This is a genomic window from Antrihabitans stalagmiti, assembly GCF_016482825.1.
Taxonomy (GTDB): domain Bacteria; phylum Actinomycetota; class Actinomycetes; order Mycobacteriales; family Mycobacteriaceae; genus Antrihabitans; species Antrihabitans stalagmiti.
Genome location: NZ_JAEMNV010000003.1, coordinates 245765 through 257265, shown reverse-complemented (window position 1 = coordinate 257265; position 11501 = coordinate 245765). Strand labels below are relative to the sequence as shown.

Annotated in this window: 12 protein-coding genes; 8 read left to right on the top strand and 4 right to left on the bottom strand. The window is 62.9% G+C overall.

The window, feature by feature from the left end; all coding sequences use genetic code 11:
• Positions 1-128: 128 nt before the first annotated feature.
• Both JGU71_RS09810 and JGU71_RS09805 read left to right on the top strand, forming a co-directional pair.
• Entirely contained in the window at positions 129-518 is a 390-nt protein-coding gene (locus JGU71_RS09810) for a hypothetical protein (protein ID WP_199703893.1), read from the top strand.
• 25 nt (positions 519-543) lie between these two features.
• On the top strand, positions 544-1680 hold the full coding sequence (locus JGU71_RS09805) for a cation:proton antiporter (protein WP_199703892.1): 1137 nt from the start codon (positions 544-546) through the stop codon (positions 1678-1680).
• Between the two features lie 14 nt (positions 1681-1694).
• On the opposite strand, the gene JGU71_RS09800 is transcribed toward JGU71_RS09805, so the two are convergent.
• A complete protein-coding gene (locus JGU71_RS09800; protein WP_199703891.1) occupies positions 1695-3062 on the bottom strand; it encodes a glycosyltransferase family protein in 1368 nt (455 codons plus the stop codon).
• A gap of 205 nt (positions 3063-3267) precedes the next feature.
• Here JGU71_RS09800 and rpsF point away from each other — a divergent pair, with 205 nt between their 5' ends.
• From rpsF to dnaB, 5 genes are all read left to right on the top strand, one after another.
• Positions 3268-3555, top strand: coding sequence for a 30S ribosomal protein S6 (gene rpsF, locus JGU71_RS09795; RefSeq protein WP_199703890.1), 288 nt, complete (start codon positions 3268-3270; stop codon positions 3553-3555).
• An 80-nt stretch (positions 3556-3635) separates the two neighbouring features.
• Positions 3636-4169 (top strand): single-stranded DNA-binding protein, encoded by a 534-nt coding sequence (locus tag JGU71_RS09790; protein WP_199703889.1) that lies wholly within the window; start codon positions 3636-3638, stop codon positions 4167-4169.
• A gap of 44 nt (positions 4170-4213) precedes the next feature.
• The gene (gene rpsR, locus JGU71_RS09785; RefSeq protein ID WP_199703888.1) at positions 4214-4474 is read left to right on the top strand and encodes a 30S ribosomal protein S18; all 261 of its coding nucleotides are present in this window, start codon (positions 4214-4216) and stop codon (positions 4472-4474) included.
• A gap of 14 nt (positions 4475-4488) precedes the next feature.
• On the top strand, positions 4489-4944 hold the full coding sequence (gene rplI / locus JGU71_RS09780; protein ID WP_199703887.1) for a 50S ribosomal protein L9: 456 nt from the start codon (positions 4489-4491) through the stop codon (positions 4942-4944).
• 568 nt (positions 4945-5512) lie between these two features.
• Entirely contained in the window at positions 5513-7792 is a 2280-nt protein-coding gene (gene dnaB, locus JGU71_RS09775) for a replicative DNA helicase (RefSeq protein ID WP_199703886.1), read from the top strand.
• Positions 7793-8328: 536 nt separating this feature from the next.
• Here the strand turns inward: dnaB and JGU71_RS09770 are convergent.
• Entirely contained in the window at positions 8329-9537 is a 1209-nt protein-coding gene (locus JGU71_RS09770; protein WP_199703885.1) for an FAD-dependent oxidoreductase, read from the bottom strand.
• Between the two features lie 108 nt (positions 9538-9645).
• Here JGU71_RS09770 and JGU71_RS09765 point away from each other — a divergent pair, with 108 nt between their 5' ends.
• Complete coding sequence (locus JGU71_RS09765; RefSeq protein ID WP_199703884.1) at positions 9646-10428, top strand: alpha/beta fold hydrolase; 783 nt, start codon at positions 9646-9648, stop codon at positions 10426-10428.
• Here the strand turns inward: JGU71_RS09765 and JGU71_RS09760 are convergent.
• Together JGU71_RS09760 and JGU71_RS09755 are read right to left on the bottom strand one after the other, a co-directional pair.
• Positions 10425-10571 (bottom strand): hypothetical protein, encoded by a 147-nt coding sequence (locus JGU71_RS09760; protein ID WP_199703883.1) that lies wholly within the window; start codon positions 10569-10571, stop codon positions 10425-10427. The genes JGU71_RS09765 and JGU71_RS09760 overlap by 4 nt on opposite strands.
• Positions 10571-11497, bottom strand: a complete 927-nt coding sequence (locus JGU71_RS09755) for an alpha/beta fold hydrolase (RefSeq protein ID WP_233529002.1) — start codon at positions 11495-11497, stop codon at positions 10571-10573. The genes JGU71_RS09760 and JGU71_RS09755 overlap by 1 nt, the downstream gene beginning before the upstream one ends.
• Positions 11498-11501: the final 4 nt, after the last annotated feature.

Genomic DNA, 11501 nt, shown 5'->3' with positions numbered 1-11501 from the left:
AGAGGATCACGTGGCGATTATGCACGTCGCCTCGCGTTCGGCATCAACGCGACTGCGAGCAACCGCGCACTGCAGCCACTTCGTGGTAGACCGAAAGCCGCTGCGAACTTTCGACACGAGGAGCACACATGGCCCCCGATCCGGCCGGGACGAAGTGGAAAGATGCCCCAGACGAGCACGACTATCCCGCGGCGGCGGACTACCTCGCGCTGCTCGCCGATCCAGCGAGCGTGCAGCGGTTGACCGACGAACTGCGTGCCGCACCGATCGTGCACAAGAAGGCCAAGGACATCCTGCGAGCGGCCGGCCTCACACTCTTGCCTCGCGACAATCCGCACGTGGCGGCCGATCTCGACAAGATCGACAATGGCAAATCGCTCTCGCCCATCTTGCTGGTCCGCGGCGATCTTGTGTCGGGCGCTCCCCTGCAGATTGCGGACGGCTACCACCGGGTGTGCGCGAGCTACCACACCGACGAGAATACCGACATTCCTGCAAAGATCGCTGCTCCGAAATGAGCTCCGGCGGAATCACTCTCGGACGATGAGCTTCTCGACACTGGCGCTGATCATGGCGATCGGCCTCGCCGGTCCTTTGCTTGCGGCTCGCAAGAGCTGGAACATTCCGGTCGTGCTGGGCGAGCTTGGTGCCGGAATCATCTTCGGTGCAACAGGATTCGCGATCATCGACGCGTCCGAGCCGACGTTCACCTTTCTTGCCGATGTCGGTTTCGCAGTTACGATGTTCGTTGCGGGAACCCATGTGCCGGTGCGTGATCCAGCTGTACGGTCGGCAATCGGCAAGGGGGCGGGTCGTGCCGCGCTCGTCGGCGTTCTCGCAGCAATGCTGGCGGTTGTACTTGCCCATATGTTCGACACCGGCCATGCGGCTTTGTACGCCGTGCTGCTCGCATCGTCGTCGGCAGCGTTGATCCTGCCGATAGTCGATTCCCTGAGCCTGCGTGGAACGTCGATTCTCGAGATGACGGCGCAGGTGGCGATCGCGGATACCGCGTGTATTGTCGCGCTGCCCTTGGTCATCGACAAAGACAACGCTGTTCGAGCCGCTATCGGGGCAGTACTCGTTTCGCTGTGCGCGGTGGCCCTGTTCTTCGCGTTGCGGTACCTGGAGAGTTCTGGGCTTCGCAAACGCGTCCACAAACTGTCCGAGGACCGCAAGTTCGCGATCGAGCTCCGCGTCAGCCTCGCCATCCTGTTCGCTCTTGCCGCTGTTGCGACAACAAGTCATGTGTCGATCATGTTGGCGGGCTTCGCAGCCGGCCTCGCAGTCGCCGGTGTCGGCGAGCCGCGGCGGGTGGCCAAGCAGCTGTTCGCCGTGAACGACGGCTTTCTCGGACCTCTGTTTTTCGTCTGGCTCGGCGCCAAGATCGATCTCCGAGAACTCGTCGAGCACCCCGGCTACATCGGGCTGGGTCTCGCGCTCGGAATCGGCGCCGTCGCCGTCCATTGCGTCACCCGACTACTAGGTCAGCCACTGCCGCTCGGTGCACTCGCCGCGACCCAACTCGGCGTCCCGATTGCAGCCGTCACGGTTGGCACCCAACTGAACATTCTCCAACCGGGCGAGCCGGCGGCAATCATTCTCGGCGCGCTGGTGACGATGGCGGTCGCCGGTCTCGCAGGATCGCTGGCGGTGCGCAGGGGGCTTACGAAGGTATAGCGCTCGTTGCGTTTTCAGTGCGCCGAAGCGACCAGATCACCCTGCGGCGCAGCGGATTCGCCTTCTACCGAGCGTGGCGCACCGCGTGTACGAACACGCAGGAACGCGAAGAAGAAGAACACGAGCAAGATGGCCTGACCCCACACACCGAACTGGACGATGTTCTCCATCAGGTCGACGGCACCGTTCGTCGCCAACGAGTGGAAGTACAGGAACACGCCGATGCCGATGGCGGCGTCAGCAACGAGATACGCCAAGACGGACGTCCACGGGACCGCGAACAATACGAGGAACGGCAGTAGCCATAGCGTGTACTGCGGCGAATGCACCTTGTGGAACAACATAAATCCGCACAACATCGCGCCGCTCACCGCGACCCACGGGTAGGTGCCGACGGATTGGAATCGCCGCCAGCCGAGCCAGACCGCAAGCGCGAACGCACCGAAGACGAGCAGCGGTGACGCGATGGCAACCGCGTGGTTGTAGGCCTCGTCGCTCCCGGCATCGTCGGCGAACATCGGCCGAAGTCCCCAGTACCAAATCGAATTGGTGGTGATGTCGGCTTCACGCTTCTGCTGGAACGTGAAGGACGCGCGCCAGCCGTCGAAACCGGCAAGCACGAACGGCAGGTTGACGGCGATCACCGTTGCGGACGCGGCACCGGCGACAGCGATGGCGCCACGAATATCGAAGCGGCCCTTCAGTTTTTCGGGCAACTCTCGGCCACCAACTCCGCCGGTCGCCACATAGAGCAGGAGCGGTATGACGAACGCGCCCGGGTAGAGCTTCAGGCAGAAGCCGAGCGCGAGCAGTATCGCCGCACCGATTGCCCTGCGCCGCAGGGGTATCCGCTCGAAGGTCATGAGGAAGATCGCGCCGACCGAGGTCAGCACAACAGGAAGTTCCCAGTTGTGGAATGCGTACAGCACCAGGGGTGAGCCGATGGACCACAGCAGCGCCGCCCGACCGGCGAGACGACCGAGCATCCACGCGGTGAGCAGCGCGAACGGTGCCAGTAGCAGCGCGGAGTTGAGCAGGAACTGGGCGTCGTTGTGCGCGCCCGTCGCGCCGAGCCACATCAAGGCACCGCTGAGGACCGGGTACTCGACTGTGCCACCCGTGAGCGCGCCACCGCTGGTGATGCCGCCGTCGATATAGGGAAAGACGTGGTTGTTGATGTCGCGTCCGAGCCAGAGGTACTGGATGTCGGAGTAGCAGAACCGGCTGTCCTTGATCTTGTCGAAGATCAAGGAGCGGCCGTAGCCGTCGAACGGCGCGCCGGCACATCTGGCCTTGTTGAAGTAGGCGAGCAACAGCGTGAGCCCGCATGACGCGACGATCAGGGCGATCGTCTTTCTACCCGCGGGGGCACCGGTGCGCATGACGACCAGCCTAGGTGGCGTACGTCTCAGGTTTTCCGGCTGCTACGCCGAAAACGGGTCCCCGCGTATCGGACCGATGGCGGCCACGAGACGATTTCGCAGGTCAGCGACCCCTCGTGTACCCTGCAAAGGTTGCTGACGCAACGACCCTCCTGCCACGGAACGTCCGTGGCCGTTCACAGTCCATAGGAGGTGATGAGGTCTTATGCGTCATTACGAACTGATGGTTATTCTCGATCCCAATCTGGACGAGCGCACCGTCGCCCCATCGCTCGATACCTTTCTCAACGTTGTTCGCCAGGATGGCGGCAAGGTCGACAAGGTCGATGTCTGGGGAAAGCGCCGTCTGGCCTACGAAATTCTCAAGCACACCGAGGGCATCTACGCGGTGATCGATATCAGCGCCGAGCCCGCAACGGTCAGCGAACTCGATCGTCAGCTCTCGCTGAACGAATCGGTACTGCGCACCAAGGTCCTGCGACAGGACAAGTGATTTCTGTCTGCCCCCGAGCCGTCGGTACCAACACCTAGGCTCTAGCGCAAACAGACTCCACACAACGCAGGAGGAACCACATGGCAGGCGACACCATCATCACCGTTATAGGAAACTTGACGGCTGATCCCGAGCTCCGTTTCACCCCCGCGGGTGCTGCGGTCGCGAACTTCACGGTCGCGTCCACACCCCGTGCTTTCGATCGTCAGACCAACGAATGGAAAGACGGCGAAGCACTGTTTCTGCGCTGCAACATTTGGCGCGAAGCAGCGGAAAACGTTGCGGAAAGCCTTACTCGGGGTTCGCGAGTGATCGTGAGCGGGCGACTCAAGCAGCGCTCGTACGAAACTCGTGAGGGTGAGAAGCGCACTGTCATGGAGCTGGAGGTCGACGAGATCGGCCCATCGCTTCGCTACGCAACCGCAAAGGTCAACAAGGCAAATCGCGGTAGTGGTGGCGGCGGCGGAGGCTTCGGTTCTTCCGGTGGATCGGGCGGTGGCCGTCCGAATCAGCAGCAGCCTTCCGGCGGCGGCGACGATCCATGGGGCAGTGCGCCGCAGGCGTCCGGCTCCTTCGGTGGTTCCCGCGCAGCTGACGACGAACCCCCGTTCTGATCCTTCCCAGGATCGAACAACCAATAAGTTACGGAGATTGACCAATGCCGAAGCCGCCCGCGCGCGACAAGGTAATCAAGAAGAAGGCATGCACGTTCTGCAAGGCCGCACGGTCGAAGAATCAGAGCGAGCAGTCCATCAACTACAAGGACACGACGTTGCTGCGTAAGTACGTCAGCGACCGCGGCAAGATCCGCGCCCGTCGTGTCACAGGCAACTGCGTTCAGCACCAGCGTGATATCGCGATCGCAGTCAAGAATTCGCGTGAGGTTGCGCTGCTTCCTTACGCCACCACCGGTCGCTGAGAGAGGAGTCAATCATGAAGCTGATCCTTACAGCTGACGTCGACAACCTCGGCGTCCCAGGCGATACCGTCGAGGTCAAAGACGGATATGGCCGCAACTTCCTGCTTCCTCGTGGCCTTGCCATCGTCGCCACCCGTGGCGCCGAGAAGCAGGTCGAGGGCATTCGTCGTGCACAGGAGGCCCGTCAGGTCCGTGGGCTCGAGCATGCCAACGAGCTCAAGCAGGCCATCGAGAACCTCGCCGCAGTCACCCTCACGGTGAAGACTGCGGGCGGTTCGGGCAAGCTCTTCGGTTCGGTCACCCCGGCCGATGTTGCCGGCGCGATCAAGGCCGCTGGCGGCCCCGTCGTCGACAAGCGCAGCGTCGAGCTGCCCAAGGCTCACATCAAGGCGACAGGCAAGCACGCTGTCAGCGTGAGCCTGCATCCTGATGTGACGGCGAAGTTCGATTTGGACGTCGTCGGCGCCTAGCCACAACGCTCACCGAACGGCCCCGCGAACATTGGTTCGCGGGGCCGTTCGGCGTGTTGCGTGCGTGTTCGCGACGGGTTTGCCGATAATGAATACACAACCGCAAAAGTCGTTCGTCTACCGATGCTTACGTTTGAATGGTGCTTTGAAACAGACTGCTTATCCTGTGGGGAATGTCATATTGCAGTTAAGTGGTTGTTTACCCAACACGCCCGAGAATGCCACTTCCGCGACACGCCGCGACGGGATTAGTCCACAGTGAAAATCTTTCAAAAACAGCACTCTAGCTGCAGTTATCTTACTGTGACATGCACTTATCCTCAGGTTATCCACAACCGGTGCACAAAGCTATCCACGTGATTCCACAATTGCTCCCCAAGTGCGTCCACAGGGCAGTTTGAACACCGCCCGGTTAGTCCATATGGTCTTGCAAGCGTCCGACGAAAGCCCCCTTGTCACAGTTGCCAGGGCCGGGTTGTCGGTACGTCGGGGTAGAACGGACGTTCGAGCAAAGCTGCCGAGCTAACAGCGGCACCAACGTGTCTTGACGAGAGGGGCAGGCGATCGCATGGCGGTTGTGGACGATCGTGGTAGGACGGATTACCAAGGCCCCTCGGAGCAGCCGCCAACCGGTGAAGATTTCGGTCGGCAGCCACCGCAGGACATGGCTGCGGAACAATCCGTTCTCGGCGGAATGCTCCTGAGCAAGGACGCGATCGCCGACGTTCTCGAGCGACTCAAGCCCGAAGACTTCTACCGCCCGGCCCACCAGTGTGTGTACGACGCCATCCTCGATCTGTACTCGCGTGGCGAACCTGCCGACCCGGTGACAGTGTCCGCGGAACTCGATCGCAAGGGCGAGCTGCGCCGTATCGGGGGCGCGCCGTACCTCATCACGTTGACGCAGACCGTGCCGACGGCGGCGAATGCCGGCTTCTACGCCGAGATCGTTGCTGAGAAGGCCATTTTGCGTCGGCTGGTCCAGGCGGGCACCCGCATCGTCCAGTACGGCTACGCGGGCGCTGACGGCCAGGACGTGGCCGAGGTGGTCGATCGCGCACAGGCCGAGATCTACGAGGTCACCGAACGCCGCACCGCCGAAGATTTCGTCGCCCTCGAAGAACTGCTCCAGCCGACGATGGACGAGATCGACTCCATCGCCAGCCGTGGCGGCATCTCTCTCGGTGTCCCAACGGGATTCGCCGAGCTGGACGAGGTCACCAACGGTCTGCACCCCGGCCAGATGATCATCGTCGCCGCCCGACCCGGTGTCGGTAAGGCACTTGCACTCGACACTCCCCTCCCGACGCCGAGCGGTTGGACCACGATGGGCGCCGTCACTGTCGGCGACGAACTGCTCGACGGACGCGGCCGCGCAACCAAGGTCGTCGCCGCAACCGAGATCATGGTCGACCGTCCATGCTTCGAGGTCGAATTCTCCGACGGCACCGTGCTCATCGCCGACGAGGAGCACCAGTGGCTCACCGCCACCCTCGCCAACGATGCGGTCCGCACTACCGGCGAAATCGCGGTTACCCTGCACGACGACCACTCGGTTGCCAACACCGAGCCACTGCAGCTGCGTTCGCGCGACCTGCTGGTGGGTCCGTACACACTCGGCGTCTGGCTTGCCGGTGGCGATGCCGAAACCGCGAATATCGTTGCGGAACATGCGATCATCGCCCGCGTAGAAGCAGAAGGCCACCACTCGGCCGGTCTACTGCGCGCCGTCGGAGTATTCGGTGACAAGCACATTCCGATCGAGTACCTACGCGGATCGCAGGCACAACGTCGTGAACTGCTCGCCGGACTGCTCGATGCCGAAGGTGTGGTGACGGACGACGGTTCGGTCGAATTCTCCTGCACCAGTTCAATTCTCGTTCGTACCATCGCAGAGCTTGTCGTCAGCCTCGGCTACAGCTGCAGCACCGCGACCTCCGAGGCTGGTTACACCCTCACCCTCGCAACCGACGAAGATCTTTTCACGCTGCACCGAAAGGCGTTGCTGCACAAGGAACGCTGCGCAAGCAATCCGGTCGCCGAGGTCGCGTCGCGGTACATCATCGCGGTCCGCCGCATCGATAGCGTTCCGGTCCGCTGCGTCGAGGTCGACAACGAAGACCACATGTACCTCGCAGGCCGATCCATGGTGCCGACCCACAACTCAACTCTCGGACTGGATTTCATGCGGTCCTGCTCCGTGAAGCACGGCCGCACCAGCGTCATCTTCTCCTTGGAGATGAGCCGCACCGAAATCGTCATGCGTCTGCTGTCCGCCGAGGCGAAGATCAAGCTCGGCGACATGCGCTCGGGCCGAATGAGCGACGACGACTGGACGCGCCTCGCCCGCCGTATGAGCGAAATCAGCGAAGCACCACTGTTCGTCGACGATTCGCCCAACCTCACCATGATGGAAATCCGGGCGAAGGCGCGGCGACTCAAACAAAAGCACGACCTGAATCTTATTGTGGTGGACTACCTTCAGCTGATGACCTCCGGCAAGAAGGTCGAATCACGTCAGCAGGAAGTCTCCGAATTCTCGCGAAGCCTCAAGCTGATGGCGAAGGAACTCGAAGTTCCCGTCGTCGCGATCAGTCAGCTGAACCGTGGCCCCGAACAGCGAACGGACAAGCGCCCCATGGTGTCCGACCTTCGTGAATCCGGATCACTCGAGCAGGACGCCGACATGGTGATCCTGCTGCACCGCCCCGACGCCTTCGAACGCGACGACCCACGCGGCGGTGAAGCCGACCTCATCCTCGGCAAGCACCGAAACGGTCCGACAGCCACCATTACCGTTGCGCACCAACTACATCTGAGCCGCTTCGTCGACATGGCGCGGGGGTAATGGGTTGTTGTGTAGGTCGCAGGTTCTCGAATAGCTTCGCGGTTTCTCAAATAAATCGTTACGCATCTTGCGGTCCGGAAGCAAAACCGCAGGTCGCGTTCTCAGAAAGATCGCGGACACGAGTGCGTCCTTGGGCCGCAAGGGAACTCCGTCAGGTATTCCTGACGTCTCAGACTGGCGACGGTCCGTTCTGCATCTTGCCTGCGACCGTCACAGGACCAGGGCACATGCATCTGGTGCTGAATGCGACCGCAGCGACCGACCTAGCGAAGAGGACCAGCCTCGGTCTCGCCCCCCCCGATTCGCGGAAGCATTAACACACGCGGTCCCAACTCCTGATCCCTTGTAATCGTTCCCCGCAAGCGGTTCAAACTAGACTCGCCTCGAAATACGCTGTCGCAGTTGACGACACGCAAGTCGCGGAGACTATGGGTATCCGTGCGTATTCGATTCCGTCGTATTCAGTGACACATTTGGGGCAGAGCCTTTGCTGTGCGCCGAACTCGCGGTGTTCAGTCGCCGAACGTGGCACCCGACTAGTTGTTGGCGCGCTGGATGGCGCGTCGGACCAGGCCGCGGATGCCGGGAAGCTGGATGGCGCGGAGCATCAGTTCGCCAGCCCACACATGTGTGCGTGATGGCGGCGCGAATCGGCTGATTCCTTTCCGGGCCAATGCCTGTCGTTTGTGTACTTCCGGGCGCAACGACGTCTCCCAGGCGTCGAGTGCGGTGGGAATGTCGTCGCCGTTCGCCGCGAGCGCGGCGCCGAGCCGGTCGGCGCCGTCGAGGGCCAAGGCGGCACCGTAGCCGGCGAATACCGTTACGCACCATGCTGCGTCCCCGAGTAGGACGACTCGGTCGTGACTCCAGCGATCCATCACGATTTGGCCGACCGAGTCGAAGTAGGCGGAGTCGGGATCGGCCGCGAGTTGGTGGAGGGCGTCGGCGACACCGCCTCCGAGATCCCCGAAGGCTCGGGTGAGAGCGGGTGCGGCGCCGAGTGCCAGTTCGGTGCCAGGGTCGGGGCAGCGGTAGGTGAAGAACGCCGAGGACCGTTCAGGTCCCAGGTTCATCACCGCGGCCGTGCGTCCGGGTCCGATAAAGGTGGTGCCGACACCCTTTGGTAAGTGCTCGAGAACTGTTTCCAGCGGAAACGCGCCGACCATGTGGCCCTGGTCCACGAAGTATTCGGGCTCGGCACCGAATACGAGCTCGCGGACTCGGGAGTGCACGCCGTCGGCGCCGACGAGGAGTTCGGTTTGCAGGCGGTCGCCATCACTGAGGGTGACCGCGACTTCCCCGGAGGTCGGGGCGACGGCCTGCACCGTGGTGCCGAAACGGATGTCGACGAGGTCGGCAACCGCGCCGTACAGCGCCGACTCCAAGTCGCCGCGGAACAGGCTCAGTGCCCGGTTCCCGACAGCAGCCTCGGTGACAGCGGCCGGAATCCTGAACTTCTCCCGTCCGTCCGCGTGGACAAGGACCGATGTAAAGAACCCGATATCGCGCGGGGTCAGTGCCGGTATCAACCCGAGTCGCTCGGCGGCGGCATACCCGGGTCCGTGCAGGTTCACCAGGTAACCGCCACTGCGGCGAGTCGGCGCGCGTTCGACGACGACGACGTCCCAGCCTTGCTGATGCAGCCGCAACGCGGCGGCCAAGCCTGCGATGCCGGCGCCGACGACCGTCGCCCGCCTGCCCGATGTCTTCGCGTGCTGAAGCGCGGCGTTCTCGCGAGCTTCCATGTGTGACTCCTGGATCGATCCGTTGTCGGCGAAAGCCATCTTTGAACTACCGCCATGCCGTCAACTAATAGTTGACGATGGCACGATCGTCAACCTATCGTTGACGGCATGGATCGACAGGCGCCACTGCGCGACGTGATCGCCGCGATCGAGCGGGCCCACCCCGCTAGCACCCTGGATCAATTGACTGCAGCGGTGACTCACGCGGCGCACTGGTTGCGGCTGGCCGATCAGCTGCTCGACTATTTCGTGGAAGGCACCATTCGCTACGAAGGTGACGGGCCGCTGACCGACCGCAGCACAGCGGTTCCCCAGCCTCGCACCGCGGCCGACATAGTCGCCGAACTACACGCGGCGCTTGCTGCGGCTGAGGTCCCTGGTCCGTACGTTCTGGTCGGCCATTCACTCGGTGGGCTCATCAGCCTGCTGTACGGCAAGACCTATCCCGACCAGGTTCGCGGCATTGTTTTCGTCGATTCGCTCAGCCCGACGCTGCCGGAGACGATCGGTGCGACGGCCTGGGCGATCTATCGCGACCAGCTCTTGAACCCACCGATCGAGCAAATGCCGATGCCATCGATGAAGAGTCCGAACTCCGAGCGCGTGGACATCGACGCGAGCATCGCGCAAGTGAAGGCCGCTCCCGCGCTACCCACCATGCCGGTGGCGGTCATGACCAAGACCGAGCCGTTCGCGGTAGCGACGCTGCCTCCCGGACTGACGACAGAGACGCTCAACCAGAGCTACCAGAAGGCTCAAGACACCTTCGTCGCCCTGGCTCCCCGCACTCCCCAAATCTTCGCCACCGGCAGCGACCACTACATCCAGTTCTCGCAACCCGATCTGGTCGTGCAGACTGCCGACCTCGTCGTCGAGCGGGCAACGAACTAGTCCTGCTGAGCTGCAAGCCTGGTAGCAAGTCCGGCCCGTGCAATGACCTCGATGCCTCGACTGGCCGCGACCTGACGGATGAGATCGTCCAGGTCCTCGGGCTTCGGACCCGCCGGCTCGACCCGGTCACGTTTCGTCGACATCACTCGTTCCCGGCAGTGTCTCCTCGGTCGAGAAACTCACGGAGCAGATCAGCGACGCGGTCGGGCGCCTCGATAATCGGTGTGTGCCCCACGTGCTCGAGGGCCGTGGTCGTGATCGTTTGCACTGCCCGGTAGCGCGCCAGTGCCGCATCCACGTTGTAGAAGCGGTCCTCTCGGCCGAAGATGACGAGCGCCGGCAAACCGAGATTGGCCAAACGCGCGTCCAGACCACGCTGTCTGGTCCACGCCTGCCGCTGCTTCATGGATTGGGTGAAGGCGGGATGGTTCAGACTGCGGGCGTCGTCGAGGCCCTGACCGGGGTTGGCAAATGCTGTGGTCATGTCGAAGCCCGGCGCGAATGCCCGCCGAACCACTCGGCTGGTGACGAACGCAGGACCATGGTGCTGCAGGATCGGGCCGATCCACGGGATGTGAATGATCCACTCGCCTGCAGGCAGCGTTCCGGTGCTCGTGTCGGGCCCTTCGCCGATCAGCACGAGCCGAGTAATGCGGGTGCTGTGCTCGGCCGTGGCCACTCCGAAGAGGCTGCCCATCGAGTGGCCGACAACCGTGACATCGGTCAGGTCCAGCTCGGAGAGCAGACGCGAATAGAGCCGACCTTGGCTCTCGGGATCGTAGCCGGAAGTAGGTCGTTCGGAACCGCCGTGCCCGAGCAAATCGACCCGGATGATCCGGAATTCCGGCAGGCGGGCAACGACCTGGTCGAACCATGCCGTCGAGGCACCGAAGCCGTGCAGCATCAGCAGTGTGGGTCCGTCGACCGGGCCGTCCGCTCGGACGTGCAGGTCGACGCCGCCGACGGACATGACGGTTCCCGCGCCGCCTGTCGCAGGCTCGGCGCTGGTGCGACCGGTCAGGCGACCGCCAAGCGACCGTCCGGGTGACGATGCGTTCTTTGTGATCAAGCTT